The organism is Methylobacterium mesophilicum (assembly GCF_036441335.1).
Taxonomy (GTDB): Bacteria; Pseudomonadota; Alphaproteobacteria; order Rhizobiales; family Beijerinckiaceae; genus Methylobacterium; species Methylobacterium mesophilicum_B.
The window spans coordinates 26,620-51,768 of sequence record NZ_MLBW01000033.1 but is presented as its reverse complement, the minus strand read 5'-3'; the positions used below and the strand labels follow the sequence as shown (position 1 = coordinate 51,768).

31 protein-coding genes and 1 pseudogene are annotated in these 25,149 nt (G+C 72.5%); 11 read left to right on the top strand and 21 right to left on the bottom strand.

Going from position 1 to position 25,149, the window contains the following annotated elements:
- A complete protein-coding gene (locus MMR14E_RS20015; protein WP_331316710.1) occupies nt 1-927 on the bottom strand; it encodes an AraC family transcriptional regulator in 927 nt (308 codons plus the stop codon).
- Nucleotides 928-1,012: 85 nt separating this feature from the next.
- The gene (locus MMR14E_RS20010; RefSeq protein WP_331316708.1) at nt 1,013-1,243 is read right to left on the bottom strand and encodes a hypothetical protein; all 231 of its coding nucleotides are present in this window, start codon (nt 1,241-1,243) and stop codon (nt 1,013-1,015) included.
- A 553-nt stretch (nt 1,244-1,796) separates the two neighbouring features.
- On the opposite strand from MMR14E_RS20010, the gene MMR14E_RS20005 reads away from it, so the two are divergent.
- Both MMR14E_RS20005 and MMR14E_RS20000 read left to right on the top strand, forming a co-directional pair.
- Complete coding sequence (locus MMR14E_RS20005; RefSeq protein WP_331316704.1) at nt 1,797-3,113, top strand: HlyD family secretion protein; 1,317 nt, start codon at nt 1,797-1,799, stop codon at nt 3,111-3,113.
- Entirely contained in the window at nt 3,110-5,254 is a 2,145-nt protein-coding gene (locus tag MMR14E_RS20000) for a peptidase domain-containing ABC transporter (protein WP_331316703.1), read from the top strand. Before MMR14E_RS20005 ends, MMR14E_RS20000 begins: the two co-directional genes overlap by 4 nt.
- A 10-nt stretch (nt 5,255-5,264) precedes the next feature.
- Here the strand turns inward: MMR14E_RS20000 and MMR14E_RS19995 are convergent, their stop codons facing one another.
- From MMR14E_RS19995 to MMR14E_RS19985, 3 genes are all read right to left on the bottom strand, one after another.
- Nucleotides 5,265-6,224 (bottom strand): helix-turn-helix domain-containing protein, encoded by a 960-nt coding sequence (locus tag MMR14E_RS19995; RefSeq protein ID WP_331316701.1) that lies wholly within the window; start codon nt 6,222-6,224, stop codon nt 5,265-5,267.
- Between the two features lie 137 nt (nt 6,225-6,361).
- Entirely contained in the window at nt 6,362-6,922 is a 561-nt protein-coding gene (locus MMR14E_RS19990; RefSeq protein ID WP_331316699.1) for an MFS transporter, read from the bottom strand.
- A gap of 71 nt (nt 6,923-6,993) precedes the next feature.
- Entirely contained in the window at nt 6,994-7,740 is a 747-nt protein-coding gene (locus tag MMR14E_RS19985) for an MFS transporter (protein WP_331316697.1), read from the bottom strand.
- A 380-nt stretch (nt 7,741-8,120) separates the two neighbouring features.
- Between MMR14E_RS19985 and MMR14E_RS19980 the strand changes: the two genes are divergently transcribed.
- Nucleotides 8,121-8,582 (top strand): GNAT family N-acetyltransferase, encoded by a 462-nt coding sequence (locus MMR14E_RS19980; RefSeq protein ID WP_331316696.1) that lies wholly within the window; start codon nt 8,121-8,123, stop codon nt 8,580-8,582.
- 160 nt (nt 8,583-8,742) lie between these two features.
- Here MMR14E_RS19980 and MMR14E_RS19975 read toward each other — a convergent pair whose 3' ends face one another.
- Nucleotides 8,743-9,582: an alpha/beta hydrolase gene (locus MMR14E_RS19975; protein ID WP_331316694.1), complete on the bottom strand. Its 840-nt coding sequence runs from the start codon at nt 9,580-9,582 to the stop codon at nt 8,743-8,745.
- 579 nt (nt 9,583-10,161) lie between these two features.
- Nucleotides 10,162-10,575, bottom strand: a complete 414-nt coding sequence (locus tag MMR14E_RS19970) for a MucR family transcriptional regulator (RefSeq protein ID WP_331316866.1) — start codon at nt 10,573-10,575, stop codon at nt 10,162-10,164.
- Nucleotides 10,576-10,964: 389 nt separating this feature from the next.
- On the opposite strand from MMR14E_RS19970, the gene MMR14E_RS19965 reads away from it, so the two are divergent.
- From MMR14E_RS19965 to MMR14E_RS19955, 3 genes are all read left to right on the top strand, one after another.
- Nucleotides 10,965-11,315 carry a hypothetical protein gene (locus MMR14E_RS19965; protein WP_331316692.1) on the top strand — a complete coding sequence of 117 codons (351 nt, stop codon included), beginning with the start codon at nt 10,965-10,967 and terminating at the stop codon, nt 11,313-11,315.
- A gap of 129 nt (nt 11,316-11,444) precedes the next feature.
- Nucleotides 11,445-11,705, top strand: a complete 261-nt coding sequence (locus tag MMR14E_RS19960; protein ID WP_331316690.1) for a hypothetical protein — start codon at nt 11,445-11,447, stop codon at nt 11,703-11,705.
- Nucleotides 11,706-11,707: 2 nt separating this feature from the next.
- Nucleotides 11,708-12,112 (top strand): hypothetical protein, encoded by a 405-nt coding sequence (locus tag MMR14E_RS19955; RefSeq protein WP_331316688.1) that lies wholly within the window; start codon nt 11,708-11,710, stop codon nt 12,110-12,112.
- Nucleotides 12,113-12,506: 394 nt separating this feature from the next.
- Here the strand turns inward: MMR14E_RS19955 and MMR14E_RS19950 are convergent, their stop codons facing one another.
- From MMR14E_RS19950 to MMR14E_RS19920, 7 genes are all read right to left on the bottom strand, one after another.
- Nucleotides 12,507-12,965 carry a hypothetical protein gene (locus tag MMR14E_RS19950; protein ID WP_331316686.1) on the bottom strand — a complete coding sequence of 153 codons (459 nt, stop codon included), beginning with the start codon at nt 12,963-12,965 and terminating at the stop codon, nt 12,507-12,509.
- Between the two features lie 52 nt (nt 12,966-13,017).
- Nucleotides 13,018-13,587, bottom strand: a complete 570-nt coding sequence (locus MMR14E_RS19945) for a hypothetical protein (protein WP_331316685.1) — start codon at nt 13,585-13,587, stop codon at nt 13,018-13,020.
- Nucleotides 13,588-13,771: 184 nt separating this feature from the next.
- Complete coding sequence (locus MMR14E_RS19940; RefSeq protein WP_331316684.1) at nt 13,772-13,990, bottom strand: hypothetical protein; 219 nt, start codon at nt 13,988-13,990, stop codon at nt 13,772-13,774.
- A gap of 257 nt (nt 13,991-14,247) precedes the next feature.
- Nucleotides 14,248-14,991: an ABC transporter permease gene (locus tag MMR14E_RS19935; protein WP_419539373.1), complete on the bottom strand. Its 744-nt coding sequence runs from the start codon at nt 14,989-14,991 to the stop codon at nt 14,248-14,250.
- Nucleotides 14,988-15,920 carry an ABC transporter ATP-binding protein gene (locus tag MMR14E_RS19930; RefSeq protein WP_331316683.1) on the bottom strand — a complete coding sequence of 311 codons (933 nt, stop codon included), beginning with the start codon at nt 15,918-15,920 and terminating at the stop codon, nt 14,988-14,990. The genes MMR14E_RS19935 and MMR14E_RS19930 overlap by 4 nt, the downstream gene beginning before the upstream one ends.
- Nucleotides 15,917-16,522 (bottom strand): ABC transporter permease, encoded by a 606-nt coding sequence (locus MMR14E_RS19925; protein WP_331316682.1) that lies wholly within the window; start codon nt 16,520-16,522, stop codon nt 15,917-15,919. Before MMR14E_RS19925 ends, MMR14E_RS19930 begins: the two co-directional genes overlap by 4 nt.
- Before the next feature lie 688 nt (nt 16,523-17,210).
- Nucleotides 17,211-18,143: an ABC transporter substrate-binding protein gene (locus MMR14E_RS19920; RefSeq protein ID WP_331316680.1), complete on the bottom strand. Its 933-nt coding sequence runs from the start codon at nt 18,141-18,143 to the stop codon at nt 17,211-17,213.
- Nucleotides 18,144-18,572: 429 nt separating this feature from the next.
- Between MMR14E_RS19920 and MMR14E_RS19915 the strand changes: the two genes are divergently transcribed.
- Entirely contained in the window at nt 18,573-18,788 is a 216-nt protein-coding gene (locus MMR14E_RS19915) for a hypothetical protein (protein ID WP_331316679.1), read from the top strand.
- 16 nt (nt 18,789-18,804) lie between these two features.
- Here MMR14E_RS19915 and MMR14E_RS19910 read toward each other — a convergent pair whose 3' ends face one another.
- The 3 genes from MMR14E_RS19910 to MMR14E_RS19900 all read right to left on the bottom strand — a co-directional run bounded on the left by MMR14E_RS19910 (nt 18,805) and on the right by MMR14E_RS19900 (nt 21,693).
- A complete protein-coding gene (locus tag MMR14E_RS19910; RefSeq protein ID WP_331316677.1) occupies nt 18,805-20,280 on the bottom strand; it encodes a protein adenylyltransferase SelO in 1,476 nt (491 codons plus the stop codon).
- A gap of 231 nt (nt 20,281-20,511) precedes the next feature.
- Nucleotides 20,512-21,042, bottom strand: a complete 531-nt coding sequence (locus tag MMR14E_RS19905) for a MucR family transcriptional regulator (protein ID WP_331316675.1) — start codon at nt 21,040-21,042, stop codon at nt 20,512-20,514.
- A gap of 348 nt (nt 21,043-21,390) precedes the next feature.
- Nucleotides 21,391-21,693, bottom strand: coding sequence for a hypothetical protein (locus tag MMR14E_RS19900; RefSeq protein WP_331316674.1), 303 nt, complete (start codon nt 21,691-21,693; stop codon nt 21,391-21,393).
- 121 nt (nt 21,694-21,814) lie between these two features.
- Between MMR14E_RS19900 and MMR14E_RS19895 the strand changes: the two are divergent.
- Nucleotides 21,815-22,009 (top strand): annotated as a pseudogene (locus tag MMR14E_RS19895) (ABC transporter); the annotation flags it as partial.
- On the opposite strand, the gene MMR14E_RS19890 reads toward MMR14E_RS19895, so the two are convergent.
- The gene (locus MMR14E_RS19890; RefSeq protein ID WP_331316672.1) at nt 21,987-22,379 is read right to left on the bottom strand and encodes a hypothetical protein; all 393 of its coding nucleotides are present in this window, start codon (nt 22,377-22,379) and stop codon (nt 21,987-21,989) included. The pseudogene MMR14E_RS19895 and the gene MMR14E_RS19890 sit on opposite strands and share 23 nt — an antisense overlap.
- A gap of 96 nt (nt 22,380-22,475) precedes the next feature.
- On the opposite strand from MMR14E_RS19890, the gene MMR14E_RS19885 reads away from it, so the two are divergent.
- Both MMR14E_RS19885 and MMR14E_RS19880 read left to right on the top strand, forming a co-directional pair.
- The gene (locus MMR14E_RS19885) at nt 22,476-23,234 is read left to right on the top strand and encodes a CDP-diacylglycerol diphosphatase (protein ID WP_331316670.1); all 759 of its coding nucleotides are present in this window, start codon (nt 22,476-22,478) and stop codon (nt 23,232-23,234) included.
- Nucleotides 23,235-23,316: 82 nt separating this feature from the next.
- Nucleotides 23,317-23,646, top strand: coding sequence for a hypothetical protein (locus MMR14E_RS19880; RefSeq protein ID WP_331316669.1), 330 nt, complete (start codon nt 23,317-23,319; stop codon nt 23,644-23,646).
- A gap of 47 nt (nt 23,647-23,693) precedes the next feature.
- Here MMR14E_RS19880 and MMR14E_RS19875 read toward each other — a convergent pair whose 3' ends face one another.
- Nucleotides 23,694-23,861 (bottom strand): hypothetical protein, encoded by a 168-nt coding sequence (locus tag MMR14E_RS19875; RefSeq protein ID WP_331316668.1) that lies wholly within the window; start codon nt 23,859-23,861, stop codon nt 23,694-23,696.
- Nucleotides 23,862-24,039: 178 nt separating this feature from the next.
- Here MMR14E_RS19875 and MMR14E_RS19870 point away from each other — a divergent pair, with 178 nt between their 5' ends.
- Entirely contained in the window at nt 24,040-24,297 is a 258-nt protein-coding gene (locus MMR14E_RS19870; RefSeq protein ID WP_331316666.1) for a hypothetical protein, read from the top strand.
- A 26-nt stretch (nt 24,298-24,323) separates the two neighbouring features.
- Here the strand turns inward: MMR14E_RS19870 and MMR14E_RS19865 are convergent, their stop codons facing one another.
- Together MMR14E_RS19865 and MMR14E_RS19860 are read right to left on the bottom strand one after the other, a co-directional pair.
- Entirely contained in the window at nt 24,324-24,509 is a 186-nt protein-coding gene (locus MMR14E_RS19865) for a hypothetical protein (protein ID WP_331316664.1), read from the bottom strand.
- A gap of 155 nt (nt 24,510-24,664) precedes the next feature.
- Nucleotides 24,665-24,928, bottom strand: a complete 264-nt coding sequence (locus tag MMR14E_RS19860; protein WP_071000245.1) for a hypothetical protein — start codon at nt 24,926-24,928, stop codon at nt 24,665-24,667.
- Nucleotides 24,929-25,149: the final 221 nt, after the last annotated feature.

Genomic DNA, 25,149 nt, shown 5'->3' with positions numbered 1-25,149 from the left:
TCAGGCGCGCCGGCCGGCCGTGCGCCCGGTCGGCGAGCGCCCGACGAGCTTCCGGAACGTGCGGCTCATGGCGCCGGCGCTCGTGAAGCCCGATCGCGCGGCGACCTCCGCCATCGACCCCGCGCCGGAGCGGATCAGGGCCTCGGCCCGGCCGACGCGCTCGCGCATGATGTACTGGTAGGGCGTGACCCCGATGGTCTGGCGGAAGGCCCGGATGAAGTAGCCCTCGCTCAGTCCGACGATGCCGGCCAGGGCAGAGACGGTGATCTCCCGGTCCAGGTGCTCCCGGATATACGCGCAGGCCCGTCCGGCCTGCGACGCCGAGAGGTCGGGCGTCGCCGACCGGCCCGGCGCGCGCGCGGCCACGACCGAGGGCAGGACCGAGCGCAGGATCGCCAGGTGGAGGCTCTCGATCAGCAGCGCGTCGGGCGACGGGTCGTCCCGGTGCGCGCAAGCCAGCGCGTCGAGGATGTGCCAGGTGCTGCGGCAGGCGCGGAGATCGCGCCCGTCCGCCGCGAAGGCGATCTTGCCGATCGGCGCCTCGGCGAGCCGCTCGACGGCGGCGACCGAGAAGGAGAGGACGCGGCCGGCATACGGGCCCGCCCACCGGGTCGTGCCGTTCAGGCCCGGGCGCCGGACCAGCAGGCCCTCGCGCTCGCTCAGCCGCGCCGCGACCTCGTAGTCGACCGCGTGGTGCGCCCCCGCCGGCTGCGTGCTGGCGGCGACCTCGAGGCCGGTGACCGCGTGCGTGCTCCACCCGCCGGTGGGGAAGCGGAAATCGACGAAGGTGACCTCCGGGAGGCCGCGGTCGCTCGGCGCGTAGCAGGTCAGCTCGGGACGGCCGGAGAGATGGCCGGTGCTGCCACTGGTGGCGTACGCGACCGTCTCGGCCGAACTCTCGCCTGAACTCTTGGCTGTTCTGTCCATGCGGGCCCGTGATCCCGGTGTCGTCGCGGTCACGCCCCGCGACGGAGGAGGGCGGCCCCGCGGCCGCCCTCCCGGTCTCAGACCGTCAGCGCAGGGAGCCGGTCACGCCGCCGACGACACCGCCGACCGCGCCGAGCACGCTGCCCACCAGGCCACTCACCAGACCGCCGACCTGGCCCACGACCCCCGAGACCGCACCGAGCTCCTGACTCGCGTCGACCCCGATGCCGACGGTGAGGCCGATCCCGAGGCCGCCGCCGACCTGGTCCAGCTCGGCAGCGCTCAGCTCGCGGACGGTATCGATGCTGTCCTGCATGATCGTTCTCCAGATTGAGATTCACGAAGAAGGTTATTTTGCTTCGATCTATTGCCTGATCGTAGCGTCGAGGCGCCGTGGACGTCGGTGCCTGCCTTTAGGATTACAGAGATGTGCTTCGTGTCAATCGGCCATGAGAGGCCGATACCGTTTGCGGGCGATCGAAATCGGCCGATGCGCAAAAACTGACCGGGCTTGCCTTCCGCGACCTGTACTCCATGCGTCGCGCGGCCGGCCGGCTCACGCGCTGCGGAGCGGCGGGTTCCGGCACGGCCCTCCCGACGCGGTCTTCGCAGCGCAGCATCGAACATCGCAAAAAATGACCTGATTTCGCAGCGCAAAACAGGGAGCGATGAAATTCGCGCTAATTTGCTGTTTTTACTCGATTTTACGTCAAAGTTGCGGCGTTCTGACGCATACAAAAGTATTCAAAATTCGCCGCCTCAGCAAGTGTTGACACGTAACTCCAGCGATGCGACCGAGTAGGGCGGCGATCGCTGAGCCCGTTGTTCGCGAATACGTCCGTTTTCTTCAGGAAGGTTGCTTTCTCCGGGTGCCGAGTCCGCTTTTTCGACTTGAAGTTATCGAGGCGCGACGCAACGCGTGGCTGGGCGAGGCGCAGATCATCCAGCCTCTGCCGGTCCGCATCGTGGCCCTGGTCTGCGTGATCATGGTGGCGGCGGCCGGTCTCTATGCCTGGCAGGGGACCTACACGCGCCGCATCCACGCCGTCGGCCTGCTCGCGCCCGATATCGGGTTGATCAGCCTTGCCAGTCCGGTGGCGGGACGCGTCGGCTCGACGGGTGTCCGCGAGGGTGACAAGGTCGCCCGCGGGCAGCTTCTGTACACGATCGACCTCGACGCCGTGTCGGCGAGCGGTCCCACGCAGGAGCGCGTGATCGCCGAGCTGGAGCGGCAGCGCCAGAGCGTGGAGCGGCAGCGGACCGCCCGGGCCGATCTCGCCGGCACGGAGCGGCAGGCGCTGCGCGAGCAGGTGGTGAATCTGAGCGAGCAGTCGGCCCAGCTCGCCAAGCAGATCGACCTGCAGGACAAGCTGGTTCCGCCGCTCCGGGCGCGTGTCGAGGAACTCGCCGACGCCGTCGCGCGCGGCTACGCCCGCGCCGCCGACTTCCAGAGCCAGAACTACCTCTACATGCAGGCGAGCGCGCAGCTCGCCCAGTTCCAGCAGAGCCGCCTCCAGATCGACGGCAGGCTCGCCGACACCAAGTCCCAGCTCGCCGCCTACGACGACCGGCTGGCCCGCGACCTCGCCGACCTCGACCGGACCGCCGCCCAGCTGGCGCAGCAGAAGGCCGAGAGCGAGGCGCGCCGCGCCATCGAGGTCCGGGCGCCGGAGGCCGGGACCCTGACATCGATCCGCGCGCAGGTCGGCCAGACCGTGGCGGCCGGGGCGACGCTCCTGACCCTGCTGCCGAGCGCCGGGCGCCTCCAGGCCAACCTGTTCGTCGATTCGTCGGCCATCGGCTTCGCCGAGGCCGGGGCGCCGGTGATGCTGCGCTACGCCGCCTTCCCCTTCCAGCGCTTCGGCCTGCACCGCGGCGTCGTCACCGAGGTCACGCGGGCGCCGCTCGGCAGCGACGACGCGCCCGATTTCGCGCGGCGCGCCGCCGCCAGGGGGGAACGAACCGACCTCTACCGCATCGTGGTCCGGCCGGATTCCGACACCGTGCTGGCCTACGGCGAGCGGCGCGGCCTCGAAGTGGGCATGCGCGTCGAGGCGGATATCGCGCTGGAGAAGCGGTCGCTCTACCGCTGGCTGCTCGATCCCGTGACGCATGTCCGGGAGAGCCTCGCCCTCGTCACGCGCGGCGGCCTCGACGCCCTGCCGGTCCGGAAGGCCGCCCCGTGACGGCGCCGTCCCTCGCCGCCCGGCTGGATTTCGGGCTCCGCCGCCGGGTGCCGGTCGTCCTCCAGGCCGAGGCCGCCGAGTGCGGCATGGCCTGCCTCGCCATGGTCCTCGCCTATCACGGTCGCCAGATCGACCTCGCGACGCTGCGGCGGCGCCATCCCCTGTCCCTCAAGGGCATGACCCTGCGCAACCTGATCGACCTCTGCGGCGCGCAGGGCCTGACCGCCCGCGCCCTGCGGGTCGAGCTCACGGACCTGCCCCGGCTCCGGCTCCCCTGCATCCTGCACTGGGGCCTCAACCACTTCGTGGTTCTGACCCGGGTCGAACGCGGCGTCCTCGTCATCAACGATCCGGGCCGCGGCCGGCGCCGGGTCAGCCTGGCGGAGGCCTCGCGGGAATTCACCGGCGTCGCCCTGGAGGCGGTGCCCAATCCCGGTTTCAGGCGGGAGCGGGCCGCCCCGGGCCTGCGGCTGCGCGACCTGTTCCGCAACATGGCCGGCATCCGCGCCGCCCTGGCCCAGGTCCTGGCCCTCTCCCTCGGGATCGAGCTCGTCGCCCTCCTGATGCCCATCGCCTCGCAGGTCGTCATCGACGAGGTGATCGTGAACGCCGACCACGACCTGCTCCTCGTGGTGGCGATCGGCCTCGCGCTGCTGCTGCTGGTCCAGCTCGGCCTCAGCATCGCCCGCACCTGGGCGATCATGCTGGCCGGGACCCGGCTGAACTACCAGTGGTCGGCCGGCCTGTTCGACCACCTGTCGCGGCTGCCCCTCGACTACTTCGAGAAGCGCCATGTCGGCGACGTGATCTCGCGGTTCGGCTCCCTCGCCACCATCCAGAAGGGCCTGACGACCGATCTCGTCCAGGCCATGCTCGACGGGCTCATGGCGGTCGGCATGCTGGCGATGCTGACGGTCTACGGCGGCTGGCTGGTCGCCGTGGTCCTGGCCTCGACGGCGCTCAACGCGGTCCTGCGGGTCTTCGCATACGGCGCCTACCGGGAGGGCAGCGAGGAGGCCCTCGTGGCCGAGGCCCGACAGCAGACGCACTTCATCGAGACGGTCCGCGGCATGGCGAGCGTCAAGCTCCTCGACCTGCGCGAGCGGCGCGGCGGCGCCTGGATGAACCACTTCGTCACGGCCCTGAACGCCCGGCTGCGGCTGCAGCGCCTCGACCTCGTGTTCGGCCGCGCGAACGAGTTCCTGTTCGGCCTCGACCGGCTGATCCTGCTGGTGCTCGGCGCCCGCGCGGTCATCGGCGGGTCCCTGTCGCTCGGCATGCTGGTGGCGTTCCTGGCCTATCGCGACCAGTTCGCCACCCGGATCGGCAGCCTGATCGACGCGTGGTTCAAGCTGCGCATGCTCGACGTGCAGACCGACCGGCTCGCCGACATCGTGCTGTGCGAGCCCGAGGAGCAGGATCTCGCCGCCGGGGCGCAAGCGGGGGCGCCCCCGGTCGTCGCCCTGAAGGCCGGAACGCTCGTCGGCGCGGGGCTGGCGCTGCGCTACGGGGCCGACGAGCCCTGGATCTTCCGCGGGGTCTCGCTGTCGGTCCGGGCCGGCGCCTGCTTCGCGATCATTGGCCCCTCGGGATGCGGCAAGACCTCTCTGATGAAGGTGATGATGGGGCTGACGCCGCCGAGCGAGGGGATCGTCACCGCCGACGGCCAGGACATCCGCACCGCGGCCGGATCCTACCGGCGCCGGATCGCCGGCGTGATGCAGAGCGACGGCCTGTTCGCCGGCTCGATCGCCGAGAACATCGCGGCCTTCGACGAGCATCCGGACGCGGGCTGGATCGCCGAGTGCGCCGCCCGGGCGGCGATCCTGGACGACATCCGCCGCATGCCGATGGGCTTCGAGAGCCTCGTCGGCGACATGGGCTCGACCCTGTCGGGCGGCCAGAAGCAGCGCATCGTGCTGGCGCGCGCCCTCTACCGGCGGCCCGAGATCCTGTTCCTCGACGAGGCCACGAGTCACCTCGACGAGGCCACCGAGGCGGTGATCGCCCAGGCCCTGCGGGACCTGCGGATGACGCGGGTGATCGTCGCCCATCGGCCGGCCACGATCGCCCACGCGGACGCGGTGTTCGATTTCGCCGCCGAGGTCCGGGGCCGGGCGGATCTCGCCGCCGCGGGCTGACGCGCCGCGCCTAGGGGAGGGCGGGCCGGACGTCGCCCGGCGCCAGGCCGAAGCGCTTGCGGAAGCCGCGGTTGAAGGTCGGCACGTCGGTGAACCCGCACGCGTAGGCGATCGAGGCGATCCGCATCTTCTCGTGGCGAGGACCCTCGAGGCGCCGGCGCGCGAGGTCGAGGCGCGCGTCGCGGATCGCCGCCGCGATGCCGCCGGTCTCCGCGAAGGCGCGGTACAGGCTGGTCCGGGACAGGCCCAGCGCGCGCTGGATGTCCTGCGGATTCAGGTCGGGATCGTGCATCCGCCGCGCGATGTGGGCGCGGGCGAGCGAGACGACGGCCGCCTGCGAGACCGTCTCCGGATCGGCGCGCTGGGCCGCGCCGTCGACGAGGTGGCCGAGGAGATGGAGCACGCCCTCGATCGCCGCCTGCGCCTCGTCCGCGGACATCCAGGCGATCGAGTCGGCCACGCCGCGCAGCCGGGCCCGGACCTCCGCCCCGGACGGGTGCGGGGTGAGGCTGCGGCCCGCGAAGGCGTCGGCGTCGCCGACGAAGGCCTCGAACATCTCGCGCGGCACGGCGAGGCGGACCTCGTCGTAGGCGCTCTGGGTGCCGGCCACGAAGGGTCGGTTCCGCGACAGGAAGCCGATGTCGCCAGGAGTCAGCTGGGCCCCGCGGCCATTCTGCTCCTGGTAGCCGATCCCGTCGAGCGCGAGGCCGATCACCACCATCCCGCGGGCGTTCCGGTCGACGTGGCGGGACCGGAACTCCACCTCCACCGGGCTGCTCACCGTGTGGGTCAGCGACCAGCCGGCCGAGGCCACGGTCAGGCGCTTGGCCGAGAACCGCTCCCGCGGATGCTGCCGGTCGATATCGCCGAACGCCGCCAGGGCCGTGCAGCGCCAGAACTCGAAGGCCTGCTTGGGGTCGACGTGACTGGTCGTCTCGACGAGGCTCGGGACGAGCACCGGGCTAGACACGTGTGAGGCCCCCGTCGTGCCCGGTGGCTCCTCGGCACCGCTCGCGCAACTCTATCGTGTGAATCTTGCCGGATTGGCAACCGACGCCGGGCGGACCGGCTACGCGGGTTGTGAGCCCGCGCCGCCTCCGGCGCGCCCTAGGCAACGGCCTGCCCGGCGAGGCCGGGCGGTCCGGAGAGGAGCAGGGCCGCGCTCGCCGCCAGGACGGCCGTGATCACCGCGAACATCGCGTGCGGCCCGTAGGCCGAGAGGATCGGCAGGAGGATGATCGGCGCCAGCGCGGCCGCGACCCGGCCGCCGGCCCAGGCGCAGGTCATCGCCGAGGCCCGCAGCGGGGTCGGGAGCAGCTCCGTCGCGTAGACGGCGAGGATGCTGCCGTAGGTCGCCGCCGCGGTGTTGAAGGCGATGCCGACGAGGACCAGCGTGAGGAACGTGCCGCTCGCGGCGAAGGCCGTGCCGAGGGCCGCCATCGCCGCCGCCAGGACCGTCAGGCAGGCGCGCCGCTCCAGCCGGTCGATCACCAGCGCGGTCAGCAGGGTGCCCAGCGGCGGGCCGAGCATCGACAGCGCGGCGAAGACGAGGGATTGATCGACCTTGAAACCCTTCTCGACCATCACGACGGCGCTGAGCAGCGGGAAGGCGATCGTCGCCAGGGGGGCGAGGGTGTAGAGGCCGACAAACAGGGCCGTCCGGCGCATCTGGCGCGTGGGTGAGAGGCGAAGGGCGGTCGCGGCACGATCCGGCCAGGCGGCAGTTGCCGGAAGACCGTTCATCCCAGGCCTGTCGGGCTCGCGCCCCCGCTCTCGCCGCGCTCGACGTTTCCGCCGCCGCGCAGGGTGAAGGACGGCGCCCGCAGGGTCACGCCACCCAGAGCCTCGCGGAAGGCGTCGCCCTGCGCGGTGAGGCTCGGCTCGACCGGCACGAGCCGCCGGGCGATCTCCGGCACCGCGCGCTCGAAGCCGTTGCCGACATCCTTGACGAGCGCCGCCAGGGCGCCCCCGAGGATCAGCGCCCAGCGCCACGGCTCGATCCCGAGCGGCGCGGCCGGTGCCATCATCTGGACCAGGCCGATCGCGGCCAGGCCGCCGAGGAGCCCGAGTCCGGCGCAGACCAGCAGCGTCGCGCCGCGTCGGCGCGCGGGCGTCACCTCGGCGAGGTAGGTGGCGACCAGGGGCGGGAAGCCGCCGATCGCGAACCCCGAGACCGTCCGGGCGATCGTCAGCGCCGTGAGCCCCTGGCTCGCGGCGGCCGCCAGCGATCCGGCGGCCATCAGCGCGAGGGAGGCCTGGAGCGCGCGCCTGCGGCCGAGGCGATCCCCCAGCATCCCGAAGACGGGTGCGCCCACCGCCCCGCCGGCGAACACGGAGGCGAGGAGCAGCGAGAGGCTGCCCCGCGGCAGGTTGTGGGGCGGCGCGAGGAAGATGGCCGCCAGGGCGTTGCTCAGGGCGACCTCGGCGATGTCGGTGAACAAGCCCAGCGTGCAGACGGCGAGCGCCGCCGCGTGAAGCCGCGTCATCGGAAGGGAATCGAGCCGCCGCGTGACGGCCGCGATCGACCCGGCGACCGATGCGGCGGCATCGGAGGCACTCGCGGTCTGGCTTCCGGCGTCGATCAAGCGTGTGAATCCTCTCCGGCCGGAGCGTGCCCGCAACCGGTGACGCACCGCCACGGCAGCGTGTTCCCCACCGGGGAACGTGACGGCGTTCACAAATGCACCATGCGCGCCATGGTTGCGGGTCGCAGGGAGGTCGGCGGTCCGCGGGTCTTGCGGAGCTGTCGATCCGCCCTCCGCCGGGAGCCTCGGCGTGGGGGCCGCACCGCCGTTCCGCGCCTTGCTGATCGTCGATCGGGAGGACATCCTGCGCGGGGGATGTCGGGGCGGATGGCCGGGGCACGATGTTCGAGATCGCGCGGGACGACCTGTCCGATACGCAGACACGGGCGCTGCTGGCGCTCCACCTCGCCGGCATGCACGCATCCTCGCCGCCGGGCAGCGTGTTCGCTCTCGACCTGTCAGGCCTGCAAGCACCGGACGTGACCGTCTGGACGGCGCGCCGCGGCGGGCGGGTGGCGAGCGTCGGGGCGCTCAGGATGGCGACGGACGGCACCGCGGAGGTGAAGTCCATGCGGACGCATCCGGATTTCCTCCGCCTGGGAGCCGGCGCGGCGATCCTCGACACCATCATCGCGGCCGCCGCCGCCCGCGGCGCGCGATGCCTCAGCCTCGAGACCGGATGCGGACCCGCATTCGCGCCCGCGCTCGAACTCTATCGGCGTCGGGGCTTCGTGAGCGGCCCCGCGTTCGGGACCTACGTGCCGAGCGACTTCAACCAGTTCCTCCATCTCGCGATCGCCTGACGGGTCGGGTCGGCGTCCTCGTCGCGCCGCCGTTCCCGAAACGGCCCGCGCCGCGCGTCCGCGATCCGTACGTCCAGGCGCAGAGGCCGACTGGGCTAGGGTCAGCAAGGCTGGCTGTCGGCCCGGTGAGTCGCGCGCGTCAGGGGGCCGCCCAGGACCCTCAAGGCCCGTCCAGGAAGCCGAGGAGCGCCGCGTTGAAGAGCGCCGGATCCTGGAGGAACGCGAAGTGGCTGACATTGGGCAGGATCAGCAGCCCCGCCCCGGGGATCGTGGCGGCGAGGTACTCGGTGTGCGCGCGCTTGATCCCCTCGTCGTGGTCGCCGTCCGCGATGAGGACCGGCGCGCGGATCCGCTTCAGATCGGCCTCGGTCCAGCGCGGCTGCCCGCCCCACATCCGGCCGACCGCGTCGACGAAGGCGGCATAGTCCCCGGGAGTCGGCGAGAGGGCCTCGTACTCCCGGCCGGCCCGGTCGATGAAGGCGGCGAAGGTCGGGTTCTTCTCCACGCCCTCGATCAGGCCCGACGGATCGGCGTTGGCACCGAACGCGAACACCTTGCCGACACGGTCGGGGTGACGCATCGCCATGTCGAGAGCGAGGATCGCGCCGTCGCTCCATCCGACGATGTCGGCGCGCGGGATCCTCAGCACGTCGAGCAGGCCGACCACGTCGTCGGTCATCAGGTCGTAGCCGAACGGCCGATCGTCCCGGGTGCTGCGGCCGTGCCCGCGGCTGTCGACGAGGATGACCGTGCGGCGGGCGGCGAGCGGCGCGACCTGATGGCCCCAGTAATCGGAGTTCGACAGGCCTCCGTGCAGCAGGACGACCGGCGGGCCGCTGCCGATCGTGGCGTAGTACAGCCGGATGCCGTTGACGGCGGCGCGGCCCGGGATCGTGCCGGCGACCGGCGCGGGGGTCGCCGGCAAGTCCTGCCAGCGCGGTCCCGCCCAGGCCGGGGCGCCGGCCAGCAGAAGGGTCAGGGCGATCGCGGTCCGAAGCATCGAGCACCTGTCGTCGTGGCCGGAACCGGGCCACCGGAGCGATCCGGTCCCGCGCGACCTGCCGCGACCGCGACCTCCGGTCGACCTGCGCGCGGACCGTTGCGCGCGGACCGTGACCGGCTCGGATGACAGAACGATTTCAGGTCGCGGCGCGCGGGCAGGGAGACGCCGTGCCGCCCGCGCCCGCGCCCGCGCGCGGAAGGCCGATGGATGGCGCCGACCTGGGTGAACACCTAGAATCGCGGATCCGTGCGGCGTGACCGGTCCGGCCGCGGCGCGGGGGCGACCGGCGCGGGCCGATGGCCGACCACGTCGCCGTTGCGGTAGGCCTCCTGGATGTTGTGTCGCGCGGCCTGTCCCGCCGTCCCGCCGGGCTGCGTCACGGCCGAGTCGCCGGACGGCGCCAGGACGGTCTGCGCCGACGACGGTCCCGCGCCGAGAAGAAGGAGGGCGACACAGCCCGACAGACCTTTCATGGCCGGATACCTCTCCCCGATCGCGCCGCCCGGTCCGACGGATCTACGTCCGTGCGGGCGATCGGTTCACGGGGTGAGCGGACGGCCGTTGGTTCCGCGTCGATCAGGCGGCCTTGCGGCCGAGCCGGATCGACTTGGCGATCTCCGACCGGCGCTCGGCGTAGCCGGGTGCTGTCATCGGGTAATCGTCGGGCAGCCCGTAGCGCGCGCGGTACGATTCCGGCGTGAGCCCGTGCGCGGTGAGGTGCCGCTTCATCGTCTTGTACGACCGACCGTCGATGAAGCTGACAATGCTGTCCTGGCGGACCGATCCGCGGATCTGAGCGGCGTCCGGTTGCTCGGGCGGCGCCTCGACGACCGCCGGCCGGTCGGCGAGCGCGGAGAGCGCGCCGTGCACGGTGATCAGAAGCGGCGGGATGCTGGTGTGCGGCAGCGCGTTGTTCGACAGATAGGCGGTCACGACGCGCAGAGCCACGTCGCTGATCGTCGGCTCGGGTAGGTCCTGGTTCTTGCGCAACTTGATCCACCCCTTCTTCGATCCCCGCGACACCTGTTTTTTTACCATGAATACTCGGACATAATCGGGTGTCAATGCAGAATGACAGGCTTGGCAAGTAACGAATTTTGAATGCAGAATTTCAACCCGCCGTGCGATGCCGGCGCTGGCCGGTCATCCGGCCACACTCATGTCTGAGGTTTGGGGCAGATCTGCCGAATTTCCCGCGGCGGGTGCGCGCGCCGCGTCGCCGGCAGGTTTTGCCGCTTCCGCTTGGCGGACCTTCGTGATCCAATACGGTCTCGAGCGCTTCGCGAAGTCTCCTCATGGCCGCCACACGCCGACCGTCCGCGCCGAGATCGGAGGTCCTGAAGGTCTGCGCCGTGCGCGGCGCCGGTCGGGGATGTGCGGTGCTGACGACGCTCCTCGCAGGCCTTCTGGCGGCGCCCTTCGCGCACGGGCAGGGTGCCGACGATCTGGAGGCCGAGATGCGGGCGCGGGTCGCCGCGGCCTTCCCGGATGCGGGCCTCGTCCGCTTCCGCAAGATCCGGCCGATCCCAGCCGAGGCGGGCCCAGCGGTGGCGTTCTGCGGCCAGGTGAGCACCGGTCCCACGGAGCGGGGGCGATCGGATTTCCACCTGTTCCTGTACGATCGGACCGACACGGCCGAGACCGTCCGCATCCTCGGATCGGAATCCCTCAACGGCTATCGTGTCGGCCGGAAGCTGATCGGTGCCCTGCGGCGGGTCGGCTGTCTGTGAGACGGACGGCACGGGCGTTCCGTCTCACACGTGACGAAAATGTGGCAGAAGCTTGACTATTCTATTTCGGTCAGTTTATAGCTTGACCGTGGCGTAGCGGATACACCCCCGAGTCCCCTGGAGGTTCGGATGTGCGCGCGGAAGACATTCTACATTTTCGTCTCGGCCTCGGACGGTGAGCAGTTCTGCGCCGTCCGGCAGGATCAGCCGATCCCGTCGCTCATCGACGGTGTGCGCTGGATGTATGTCGGCTGCATCGATACCACCCGCGACAGGCCGTACGGGTTCGACGCGGACGCGGCGCATGCGGCGATGCGGAACCGCGGCGTCTACTTCTACCGCCGCGAACTGATGTTCCGCCGGGCCAACTTCCTCCTCGAAGCCGCCTGAAGGTGGCTCCCCCCGGAACGATCCTGGCCGGCGCCCTCGTGGTCGCCGGTCTCGGGTTCGCGCCCGCCGCCGAGGCGCAGGTCCCGACGCGCGTCGGAACCTGCGCGGCGACGACCATCGCGCGGATCGGGACGCGGTTCAGCGACAGGCTCGTCAAGCCGAAGGGCGACGGGATCGATGAGGGGACGAGCGTCGATCTGACGAACGGCGTCTACGGCATCTCCTACGCCTATGTCGACGCGGTCGCGCGATCGCGGATCGGCGACCGGGTGATGACCTGTCTCGTTCTCCTGCCGACCGGCTGCCCCAAGGGCGACGATCGCGGCAAGATGTACACGACGACCAACCTGCGCACCCTGGATTCCTGGACATTGCCCGACTCCCAGCACATGTGCGGCGGCGCCTGATCGGGCTCGCGAGAAACGCCGCGCGGCTGAGCGTGTTGCCTCCCGGAGGAGCCGGAATCGGGCTTCGGCGAAGAGGAGAGGGATCCGTGTCGGTCAGGAACGGTCTTGCTGCCCTCGTGCTGGCGGTCGCGGGCGCGGCGCCGGTCCCCGCCCGGGCCTGGGGCGTCCCCGGATGCACCAACCTTCCCGAGTACAATCGCGCCCTCGGCGCCCTGCAGGGCATGACGAGCGCCTGCGACATGAGCGTCGAGGAGGCCCGCCGGGTCGTCGCGGCCCATGACGGCGTCGCGCCCGGCCCCCCGGTCGCTGCCGCGGAGCCGCCCAGGAGGCGATGCAGCATCAGGCCGAGTTCGTCCGCAGTCAGTTCGCCGCCGCTGAATCCGCCGACCGGCGCTCAGGTCTCGTCGCCCGGGGCATCCGCCGCGCGGGCGCGCGCCCAGTCCCGGTCGCGCTCAGCCTGGCGGGCGCGCTGCTCCGTCACGTAGGCATCCTCCTCGGCGTGCTCCCGCTTCCGGCGGCGGTCGGCAGCGGCCGCAGCGCGCTTGCGCCACGCCTCCGTCTCGGCCTTCTGGCGCAGCAGTTCCTCGACCGTGACGGGTGTCACGGGCGCCTTGGGTTGCGCCCAGGGATAGGGCGGTCGGGGTGGCGGCGGGCGGGCCGCCCGGTGGGCGGAGGCCTGCCCGGCCCGCCGGAGCGCCTCGGCKGCCTCGACGAGGGTCATCCCGGCGCCCTGCGCGATGCGCTCGGCGGCGGCCCGGGCGGCCGCGCGCTCGCCCGCCGTGGCGCCCTGGGCGGCGAGCGCGAGGCATTTCTCGAACCGGTCTCGGTCGGCGGGCGTCATCGGCGACGTCATAGGCGGCGTCTTACCGCCAAGTCGGCCCGCCTGTCCCGCCGCTCCGGCCTCGTCAGTCCGGTTTCGCGCTGGCCACCGTGTTGGCCAAGCTGTAGCTGCCGAGCTTCTCGCCGACGACCTGGACGGCGCCCTCCGTGGGGGAGTTCAGCCGTCGGGAGCGGATCTTCATGGTGCCGGACAGGCCCGCGAACTTGCCGGTCCCGCCGATCCACTCGCCCGTTCCGTCGTTCACGGCGGCCAGGGGCTGGACCGGATAGTCCCACTTCTCGAAGACGTGGTCGCCGTCGGCGTCGACGTAGTCGCAGTAGCCGTGGTTCTCGAGGGTTTTGGCGACGCTGTCGATGAGCGGGGCGGAGGTGCAGCGTCCGGCCATGTTGTGCAGGAGCCGGCCGCCCGATTCGTTGACGGCGGTCATCATGTAGATCATTGCCGAAGCGGTGCGATTGTTGCCGATCACGACAGGTTTCGGCGCGGCGACGCCGATCGACGTGTAGGTGATCCTGAAATCGCCCTGCCGCGGCATGTCCTCGGCGCGGCCTGTACTCGCTCCGAGAAGCAGCAGGCCGGCTGCCGCGGCGGTGATTTCAGCGGCGGTTGCTGTGTGGATGACCCTTCGTGTCATGGCGACCTCCCTGTCCGACGCAGGCGCGACCGGTCGGCAAGGATCACGCTGCCGAACGACAGCCGACCGAATCATGTGCGTCGATCCAATGCTGTTATCTTTGGTTCGAATATTCAATATGTCCGGAAGGAGACAGTTATATTCTGTCACTCCGCGCTGCGGTGCTGCTGGGGCGGTCCGGCTCCTACGTCCCGGCGCGCCCGCTCCCGCCCTGGCCGATCGCCGGCAGGCCGGTCCCGTCCGGCAGGCCGCCGAGCACCACGAGGATCCGTCCCAGGAGCGCCCGCGAGTGCCGGGCACCGCTGCCGATGGCCCCGAGGTCCGGCCGGCCCGGACGGGCCTCGTAGGCCGCGCGCAGCCGGTCGAGCTGCCGCCTGCGCGTCTCGGGATCGCCGGAACCCATGGCCCATCCTCCCGGCGGGCCCTGGCTCGCGGTGCGCCCCCGCGAACGAGCCTTCGACCATCCCGAGTCGGGGAGTTGGAAAACCGTGTCTGAACGGTCCCTACGACCTTTAGCGCCGGAACGCCTGGACATACGCCGCAGGCTCCCCGACCGTGTGGCCAAGGATACGGGTGCCGTTGTGGTCGGCACCGACCATCAGACAGGGGGTTCCACGCCCCAGGGCCGCGCGTACGGCCCCGCCGGCGTTCTAGCCGCGTCTAGGAACGAAATCCAGCCCGCCGTGCCGCGCCGCGCTCGAGTCGGCGGAAGCCGGCATCGGTCAGGAGGGCCAGCGCGGACACGACGAGGCCGCCCTGCAGGACGTAGGCGGTGTTGCCGGTCAGGAGGCCGGAGATGATCACCTCGCCGAGGGTGCTGGCCGCCACCGTCGAGCCGATGGTCGCCGTCGCCAGCCCGATGACCGCCGCGAGGCGGATCCCCGACAGGATCATCGGCAGCGCCAGGGGCAGCTCGACGCGGACGAGTCGCTGCCGGTCGGTCAGCCCCATGCCGCGGGCGGCCTCCAGCAGCGCGGGGTCGATCGCCTCGAGGCCGGTGAGCGCGGTCTCGAAGATCGGCAGGAGTCCGTAGAGGATCAGGGCGATCAGGGTCGGGACCGCGCCGAACCCGAGGATCGGCACGGCCAGGGCCAGGACCGCGACGGGCGGGAAGGTCTGCCCGATGCGGGCCACCGACCGGGCGAAGGGCAGCACGTCGCGGCCGGCCGGCCGCGTGGCCGCGACCGCGAGACCAAGGGCGATCCCGGTCGCGGTCGCGGTCGCGGCGGCGACGAGCAGGAGGTGGTTGACGGCGAGCGTCAGGAGCGGCGTCTGGCCGTAGATCGGCGGCGTGTCGCCGGGGGCGAACGGCCGGAACAGGGGCGCGAACCGGCCCGGCGCGACCAGGAACGCCCCGAGCAGGGCGAGGAGCGCGGCCCGGGCGATCCGCGGGGCGCGGATCACGGCCGGGCACCCCGCGCCTCGAGGGCCTCCCGCGTCACCCGGCCCAGGACGACGCCGTCGCGGCTGACCGGCAGGGCCGGGCGCCGGGACCACAGGCTCTCGGCGAGGGCGGCCCGCACCGTGGTCCCGGCCGGGATGGGCGGGCCCGGCGCCGGTCCCGGCTCGACCAGATCGTCGACGGTGCGCAGGGCCATGAGCTGGAAGGCCCGGTCGCCGCTGCCGAGGAGCGCGCCGACGAAGGCGGTGGCGGGCGCGCCGACGAGGTCCGCGGGCGCGGCCTCCTGCACCAGGCGCCCGGCATCCATGACGGCGACGCGGTCGCCGAGATGCAGGGCCTCGGTCATGTCGTGGGTCACCAGCACGATCGTGGTGCCGTAGCGCGCCTGGATCGCCAGAAGGTCCGCCTGCGCCCGCCCGCGGATGACCGGGTCGAGGGCGCCGAAGGGCTCGTCCATGAGCAGGATCGGCGGCTCGGCCGCGAGCGCCCGGGCGACGCCGATCCGCTGCTGCTCGCCGCCGGAGAGCGCCGCCGGCAGGCGGTCCCGGTAGATCGCCGGATCGAGGTTGAACAGGCCGAGGAGCTCGTCGACCCGCGCGGCGATCCGCCGGCGGTCCCAGCCGACGAGCTTCGGCACCACCGCGATGTTCTCCGCGACCGTGCGGTGGGGGAACAGCCCGTGGCCCTGGATGGCGTAGCCGATCCCGCGCCGCAGCAGGTGCGGCGGCACATCCCGGACGTCCCGGCCGGCGATCCGGACCGTCCCGGCGCTCGGCTCGATCAGGCGGTTGATCATCCGCAGCAGGGTGGTCTTGCCCGACCCCGAGGTGCCGACGACCGCCAGGATCGCTCCGGTCTCGACCCGCAGGGTGACGTCCGCCACCACGGTGCGCCCCTCGAAGACGCGGCTCACCCCGGCGAGATCGATCATGCGGTCCGCTCCGCCGCGCGGCCCCGGCTCAGGTCGATGACGGCGTCGAGCAGCACGGCGGCGCCGCTCGCCAGGGCGACGGTCGGCAGCGCGCCGAGCAGGACGAGGTCGCCCGCGTTCTGGCTGATGCCCTGGAACACGAACACGCCGAGGCCGCCGCCGCCCACGAGGCCCGCGATCACCGCGAGGCCGATGTTCTGGACGAGGACGATCCGGATCCCGGTCAGGATCGCCGGGAGGGCGAGGGGCAGGTCGACCTGGAAGAGCCGCTGGCGCGGGGTCATGCCGACGCCCCGGGCGGCGTCGCGCACCGGCCAGGGCACCGCGTCGAGGCCCGCGACGGTCGCGGCGGCCACCGGCAGGAGCGCGTAGGCGAACAGCGCCACGAAGGCCGGCGCGGCGCCGATCCCCGCGATGCCGAGGGCGGCCGCGCCCGGGACCTCCCGGCCGATCCAGGCCAGGGGCGCGATCAGCATGCCGAACAGGGCCATGGACGGGACCGTCTGCACGACGTTGAGGGTCGTGAGCAGGCCCGCCCGCACGGGCGGGACCGGGCGCGCGAGGACGGCCGCCGGGATCCCGACGAGGGCGGCGGCGGCCACCGAGGCGAGGGCGAGGGCGGCGTGGGTCCGCAGCTCCCGGCCGAACGTGTCGGAGCGGCCGGCATATTCCCGCAGGACCGAGAGGTTGTCCCAGAAGCCGGTGCGCAGGGCGAGCCCCGCCGCGGCGACCAGCAGGGCCAGCGCGGCGATACCGGTCGCCCGGCGCGGTCAGGTGGTCGGCCGCCCAGCCGGCCGCGAGGCCGAGCAGCAGCAGGATCGCGGCGGCGGCGGCCAGCCGCAGGATCGGCGCCGACCGGAGGACCAGCGGCGGCAGCGCGAGGGCGACGACGCCTCCGAGGAGGAGCGCCGCGCCGGAGGGGAGCGCCGACCACACCGTCAGAGCGGTGCCGGCCGCGATCCGGTTCGGCCGGGTCGTCATCAGCGGCAGGGCGAGCAGGCTCACCGCCAGCACGGCCGCGAAGGCCGCGCCCAGCGGATCGACGCCCCGGCGACGCCGCCCGGTCGCGGACAGTACCCCCGTCCTCACGCGCCGACGGCGTCCCGGGACGCGCACGTGGATGGGAGCGGGTCGGGTCTCATGAGGCGGGTCACCGGCGTCGCGACGCTCGCGGGCGCCCCACCGCGCATCCTTGCCGACGGAGCCCCGGCTTGTCGACGCGGGATTAAGCGGGCGGCGCACCACCCCGCCCGCGAGGACGCGGATCGCGGCGCTGGCCGCGCGGCCGGCTCACGGCACGAACCCGTTCTGCCGGAGGAAGTCCGCCGCGACCGCGGAGGCGGGCTCGCCGCCGATCTGGACCCGGCCGTTGAGATCCCGGAGCGTGGCCAGATCGAGCCTGCGGAAGATCGGATCCAGCACGGCGGCGATCTCGGGATGGGCCTTGAGGACCGCGCCGCGGACCACCGGCGCCGGCTGGTAGACCGGCTGGACGCCCTTGTCGTCCTCGAGCATGACGAGGCGCGCGACCGCCATGCTGCCGTCGGTGCCGAACACCATGGCGGCGTTCGTGCCGGAGGTGCCCCGCGCCGCCGCCGCGATCGTGGCGGCGGTGTCGCCGCCGGCCAGGATGACGAGCTGGTCCGGCGTGAGGGTGAAGCCGTAGGCCCGGCCGAAGGCCGGCAGCGCCCCCGGGCTGGTCACGAATTCCGACGAGGCGGCGAGCTTGATCGCGCCGCCGCCCGCCACGTAGCGGCCGAAATCGCTCATGGTCCTCAGGCCCGCGGCCCACGCGATCTCCTCGCGCACCGCGACCGCCCAGGTGTTGTTGGCCGAGGCGGGCGTCAGCCAGACGAGGTCGTTGGCCGCGCGATCCAGGTCCCGGGCCGTGCGGTAGGCCGCCTCCGGGTCCTTCCACACCGGAGGATCCGCTTTCCCGAAGAAGAACGCCGCGTTGCCGGTGTATTCCGGATAGATGTCGACCTGTCCCTCGATCAGGGCCTGGCGGACGATCGCGGTGGCGCCGAGCTGGATCTTGTCGACGGTCGGCAGGCCCCGGGCCTGCAGCGCCTGCAGGATGATGTTCCCGAGCACCCCGCCCTCGGTGTCGAGCTTCGAGGCGACGACGATCCCCGCCGCCGGGGCGCCGGGCGTGGGTGCGCACTGGGCGGTCAGCAGCGCGAGGGCCGCCGCGACGAGCCCTGCCCGCATCCGCTTCACCATGGCCTCCGGGTCCCCCCGCGCCGCCGTCGGTCCGTTCGGGCGCTCGCCTCGCGACATCTAGGGCCGGTCCGGATCAAGTTGAGGCGGAGGCGCACCGAGCCCCTGCCGCACGGGCGAGGGGCATGGCGCGACGTCGCGACCCGAATCGTCGTCGGCCAGAATCGACGCGACGGGATCGGGAAACAGCTCTCGGGCGCCGCCGCGGCGCGATTCGGTGCCCGAACCCGGTCGACAGCCGCGTCCCTCGCGCCGGACCGCTCCGGCGTCGCGGCCCGCGCGACCGCCGCGCCCGGCGAGTCCAACCGGGGCCGTATCAAATCAACACATTCCCGTTAATGTTGTTTAACCTTTACATGATCCTGCCGCGAACGATCCTGGCTTTGGAGATATAATCTTGAGTACATGCTTTGTGTCGAAAGGAGGGGAGATATGTCGTATTCGATTCTGGTTCGCGATCTCACCCGCGAGACCGACGGTACTCCGAAACTTCTGGCCTACGACATTCACGACCGCTCGGCGGCCGAGACTCTCGTGTCGGTGATCGCCACGTCGTACCAGGATCACGGCTTCAATCCCGCGACCCGCGTTCACTGGTTTCGCCACGCGGGCGGGGTGCGCGAGATCTTCACGTGGCCGCGCTCCTGACCGGCGGCGGGCGGGCTCAGGTGCCGCAGAAGGTCCGGTAGCCGACGCCGCCGCCCGCGGGCGCCTCCGCGAAGGCGGCGTGGTCCGGCTGGTCGTCGTAGGGGCGCGCCAGGACGGCGAGGAGCGTCGCGAACGGCGCGAAGTCGTCCCGCTCCACGGCGGCCTCGATCATCGCCTCGACCCGGTGGTTGCGCGGGATGAAGGCCGGGTTCTCCCGGCGCATCGCGGCGGCGGTCTCGCCCGGGTCGCGCGCGTCCTGGGCCAGCCGTGCGCGCCACGCGGTCGCCCAGGCATCGTAGCGCGTCGGATCGACGAACAGGTCGCGCACGGCCGCGTCGGCCTCCGGCCGCGCCGCCGCGTCGCAGAGCCGGCGGAACGTCAGGGTGAAGTCGGCCTGGTTCTCGGCCATCCGCTTGAGCAGGTCGCCCGCCAGCTCGGCGTCGCCGTCCCGGATCTCGGCGAGGCCGAGCTTGCGGGCGAGGCCGCCGTGATAGGCCGCCTCGAAGCGCGGCGCGTAGGTGGCCAGAGCCGCCTCGGCCTCGGCGACCGCGGCGTCGTCGCCCTCGGCGAGGAGCGGCAGCAGGGTCTCGGCGAGCCGCGTCAGGTTCCAGAGCGCGATCCGCGGCTGCTGGCCGTAGGCGTAGCGGCCGTTGCGGTCGATGGAGCTGTAGACCGTCCGGGGATCGTAGGCGTCGAGGAACGCGCAGGGCCCGTAATCGATCGTCTCGCCCGCGACCGACATGTTGTCGGTGTTCATCACCCCGTGGACGAAGCCGACGTGCAGCCAGCGGGCCACGAGGCTCGCCTGGGCCGCGACGACGCCCTCCAGCATCGCGCGATAGGGGTTGGCGGCCCCGGCGGCGTCCGGGTGGTGCCGGGCGACGACGTGGTCGGCGAGGGCGCGCAGGCCCTCGACGTCGCCGCGCGCCGCGAAGAACTGGAAGGTGCCGACCCGGATGTGGCTCGCCGCCACGCGGGTGAGGATCGCGCCGGGCAGGAGCGTCTCGCGCACCACCGGCTCGCCGGTCGTCACGGCGGCGAGGGCCCGCGTGGTCGGGATGCCGAGCGCCGCCATGGCCTCGCTGACGAGGTACTCGCGCAGGACCGGGCCGAGCGCCGCCCGCCCGTCGCCCCGCCGCGAGAACGGCGTCGGGCCCGCGCCCTTCAGCTGGATGTCGCGGCGGCGCCCGTTCCGGTCGACGACCTCGCCGAGCAGGACCGCGCGGCCGTCGCCGAGCTGCGGCACGAACTGGCCGAACTGATGGCCGGCATAGGCCGCGGCGATCGGGTCGGCACCGTCCGGCACCGCGTTCCCCGCCAGCGCCGCGACGCCGTCCGGGCCGGCGAGCCAGTCCGGGTCGAGGCCGAGCTCCTCGGCGAGCGCGCGGTTCAGCCGGACGAGGCGCGGCGCCGCGACGGGCGTCGGCGGCCGGCGGGCGTAGAAGCGCTCCGGCAGGCGGGCGTAGCTGTTGTCGAAGGGGAGTGCCGTCATCGTCGGGATCTATGGAGGGTGGGGCCCAGGGGCAAGCGGGCCCGTCGGAGCCGCGCGGCGGCGGCGGAGCCGCCGATCGTCCGCCGGTTCCGGGTCATCGTCGCGCCTCTCCGCTCCYCGGCCGATCCGCCGGGCGCGGGCTTGTTCGCGGCCGGCGAGTCGTCAGGCGTCGGCGGGCCGGATCGTCTCGATCGGCTCGAGCGCCTCGATCCGCCGGGCCGCCGGAGCNGCTCACGCCTCCGCGGCGGCCTTCCGGGACTTGCGGCTCCTGGGGGCCTTCGTGCCGGCGCCGGCCTCCGCCGCGACGGACTCCGCGGGCTCGCTCCGCTTGGCGGCCGGGCTGCGGCGCTTGTGGCCGAGGCCGGCGTTGCGGGCGAACTCGGCGCGCATCGCCGAGTAGTTGGACGCGGTCGTCGGGTAGTCCGGCGGCAGCCCGTAGCGCTGCCGGTACTGCTCGATCGTCATGCCGTTGCCGGTGAGATGCCGCTTCAGCGTCTTGTACGGCTTGCCGTCGATGAACGAGATCAGGGCGTCGGGCGTGATCGACTTCTTGATCTGCGCGGGCGTCGCCTTCTTGAATTCGGGCTCGGCCGAGGCCGTCGTGTGCCCGAGACCGGCCAGCGCCGCGTGGACGCCGGACAGCAGCGACGGGAGGTCGGGAACCGGAACGGAGTTGTTGGCGACATAAGCCGAAACAATATCGGCGGTCAGCTCGACGAAATCGATCGGGTCCTGATGGGGTGCAGAATCGGTATCTTCCATGGGCGCCTCTCACGTGTGAGTGATCCATGAACGTGGATTCGTTTCTCGACAGTCAAGTCCTTATCTGCACGAAGATAACCCATTATGCCTGTTATCTACCGAATGGAGCGACGAATACCAACATAGATCAGTGGCGCTCTTCGTGCCGGATCTTCCCGCCACCGCTCGCCCACCGGCCGGGTCTCGCGGGCCGTCGGCCGGCCGTCCGGGCCGGCCTCTTCAGGAAGCGTTAACCCTGCCGTGGTCTCTGGCAGGGTCGCTCCGGCTTTGGGGGTAAGAAGCCGAACGACAGGCGGGCCGAGCCCTGCCCCTCCATGCTCGGCCCGCGCCCTCGCGCCGCGGCGACGCTCAGGCGTTGGCCGCGGTCCCGATCGGCGTGGTGATCGCGCCGCGCGTCCCGGGCGGGACGACGGCCTGCAGCACCCGCGCGGGCCCGGCCGCGTAGTCGGCCCGGTAGCTGCGCTCCAGCGTCATCAGGGTGCGCATCGGCGCCTCGGCCAGGTCGAGGAGGCGGGCGTCGCGCCAGCGGAGCTTGGTGAGGCCGGAGCGGCCGAACCACCGCGGCCTCTCTTCCTCGACGAGCAGGACCAGCTTGCCCGTCCACGTCTTGCGGAACCAGAACCGTCCCGTGAGCTTGGCCGCGCCGAACATGCAGCACCTCGCGTCAGAGCCCCTCTCGCCAACGCGGGCCAAGCTCGGCGGTTTCCGCCGGACGCCCGTCGCCCGGCACCGGGCCGGCGCCGCGGCCATGCGCGGGCGACATGCACGGTGACGGCGCCTTCTCGAGATCGGCCGGGCGCTCGCCCTCGACCCGGTCCTGCTCCTCCTCGACGAGCCCGCCGCTGGCCTGACCGCCCCCGACATCGCCGAGCTGACCGCGATCATCCGCAAGATCCGCGACGCCGGGATCACGGTCATCCTGATCGAGCACCACATGGATGTCGTCATGGGCCTGTGCGACCGCGTGTGCCGCCGGCGCGGGAGCGGTCGGCCAGGAGCGCGAGCGGGCGGCCCGCCAGGGCGCCGACGAGGCCGGCGGCGGCCTTGACGAGGAAGTCGTCGACTTTTCCGTGCCGGGTCCCGGTGAGGGTCTGGCCCGCCTCCAGGCCGCCGGCCAGGACGACGAGGCCCGCCAGGATCCAGGGCCAGTGCCGCGGGTAGGCCACCGTCATGAGCAGGCCGGCCAGGGCGTAGGCCGCGACGCGCTCGTAGCTGGGATTGGTCGTGACCACCGGACGCAGGCCGATCGGCACCAGCGTGACCGCGACGATCAGAGCCACCAGGGTCCAGGCCGCGACCCGTATCAGGCCGTGCCACTGCGCGTTCGATATCAGCATCGCGGAAACGTAACCTCACGGCGACGGCGGCCGCGTACAAGGTGGGCGCGCCGCCGCCCGTATCATAACGGCGGCGGGGGACCGGAACATCTGATCATGCGTGGTACTCTGGCCGTCGCGACTCTACTCGCCTTCTCGGCGATTCCGGCCGCCATCGCGGCCAACCCGGTGCGGGACGTGCTCTGGGTGGCGCTGCAGGGCTGCGTGCTCGCCAAGAAGGCCGCGGGCCGGAGCTTTCCCTGCCTCGCGGTCGATCTCGGCGACGCGGCGCGCCCGGGAACGGCGGTGCTGCGCGCGCCGGGCCAGCCCACCCACACGGTGGTGATGCCCACCGACAGCGTCTCGGGCATCGAGGCCCCGGTTCTCCAGGGGCCGCGCGGAGCGGCCTACTGGCGGGCGGCGCTCGCGGCCCGGCACCACGTGTCGGACGCGCTCCAGGGCCGCCTGCCCGTCTCGGCGGTGGGCCTGGAGGTGAATTCCGTCGGCGGCCGCAGCCAGGATCAGCTGCACATCCACCTCGACTGCATGCGCCGGGGTGTCATGGCGGCCCTGAAGGCCCACGGCGACGCCGTCGGCGAGAGCTGGGCCCCGTTCCCGGTGCCGCTGGAGGAGGTGCCCTACGTCGCCATGCGGGTCCCGGCCGACGCGGTCGCGGCGTTCAACCCGTTCGCCGCGCTGGCCCGCGTGCCCGGCTGGCAAGGCCACCTGCATGACGCGAGCTTCGCGGCGGTGGAGGCCGATCCCGGGGATCCGCGGGGTGGGATGATCCTGCTGGCCTACCGGGATCCGGAGGCCAGCGCCGAGTACCTGATGGATCACGGCTGCCGGGTGGCCAGGCACGGCCGGTCCGGCTGAGCCGCCGGGCCGAGCGGCGATCAGTGTTGCTGCTACGTTCTATCCGCCCGGGGCGCGAATCGGGCATAGAGCGATCATGCGCATGCCGGTGCTCAGCTTGTCCGCGATGCTCTTCCTGGCCGCCGGACCTACGGTTGCGGGGCCGGCCGCCGGAGCGGCCGATCCGGCCGAGCTGGAGCGCGCCTGGCACCGCTGCCTGCGGGACGCCACGGGGCATCAGCCGACCGGGCAGAGCCGGGCCGGTGACGAGCGCAACGCCCTCGACGAGTGCAAGTCCCGCGAGGATGCCCTGGTGGCGGCCCTGATGTCCGGCGCGCGCCCGTCGGATGCGCGCACCGGCACGGTGTGGTCGCGGACCTGGGCGGCGTTCGTGGAGCCGCTCGCCGCGTGGTTCGGCGCGCTGCGGCGCTGAGCGCGCCCCGGCGTCTCCGAACGGGCCGCGGCGCGGGTGGTGGGATGTCAGGCTCCGCCGATGCCGGTCGTCACCGTGCCGGTGCCGCCGCATTCGGAGCACCGCGCGTCGGCGACTTTGCCGGTGCCGCCGCAGGCCCGGCACAGGTTCTCGCCGGTGCCCGGCGTGCCGGGCGGGGCCTCGTCCCCGGGTTCGCGCGGATCCGCCTCGGCCATCGCCCGCCCTCTCCGGACGCTCCGCCCTGACCGGCAGACCGGGCCGGGCCGGCGCTGTTCGCGGTCACGCGGGTCGTCACGCGGGTCGTCACGCGGGCCGTGGAGGCTCGGGGGCTTCCGCGGCGTCGCACCGCGCACGACCGGGCGAACCGCGGCCCGCGCGGGCCGTTGGCGGACCATGAGCGATCAGACATCCGAACCGCACCCGGCCACGCGCCCGGATCCCGTCACCGAGGCGCGTCGGCGCGAGATGGCGACCGAGCATCTCCTGTTCGGGACGATGCGGTTCCTGGCGCGGCGGCACCCGGACTTGCTGGACGAACTCGAGGGCAGCCTCGGCCATCTGTGGGATACGGTCGAGGGCGAGGCGCGGGACGACGAGGCCGTGCGCACCATCGCCCGGCGCATGATCAAGGGGCTGCGGGCCGAGCAGTGATCGGCCCGGCCCGGGTCACCGCGGGATCACCGCTGCGCGTCGGTCACCTTGATGGTTGGGATCATCGCCACGGCCTGCGCGGTCACGCGGTCGAACGTCTCTCCGGTGAGGCCGCGTTCCGTCGCGAGCTTCCGGATCCGGTCCGCGTGCTGCGAGAGGGTCAGGCCGAAATAGGTCTTCTCTGCCGCCTGTTCGACAGACTCGTTAGCCACGTGGTCGCTCCTGTTCATGGTTGGTGAGGCGCGCTGATTTGGGCCGGGGCGGTCGCGGCTTCAAGCCCCGGCCGCGGCCCGGGCGCCCCGGCCATGAACCGTGATCATACCGGGATCAGGGCGCGGCCCTGCCGCCCCCGCCGGCTGACTCGCCCTCAGCGGCTGCATCCGATGCAGATGCCGCGGGTGATGGCGTCGTTGCGCTCCTCGACGGCGTCGCGGCGCTCGATGCTCCCGGTCTCGTTCGGGCCGAGCGCGCCGGGATTCGGCACGGTCTGGCCGGTCGCGGCGGTGTGGGGTGCCTTGGCGGTGGTGGCGGGGCCGCCGCCGGTTCCCGTCTGGCTCACGGGATCGGCCCAGGCGGTGACGGAGGCCAGGGTCAGGGCGGCGGCCATGGCGAGCGTCGCGGATCTGCGCATGTGAAGCTCCCAGCACTGCGTGCGTCGGACTGTGCGAAACTGACGCACGCGCGCGCGAGAAGTTCCCGCACGGCCCGTCCGCGCGCGCGATCGCCGCCCTGGCGCGAGTCATTCGGCGCTCGAATGCGGCGGTTCACCTTCAGGCGTAACGGCTAAGCCATTTTGAGAACTGTCTTCGCATCTGAATCAGCGGATCGTGGTGGTGTAAGATTCGGAGGCGT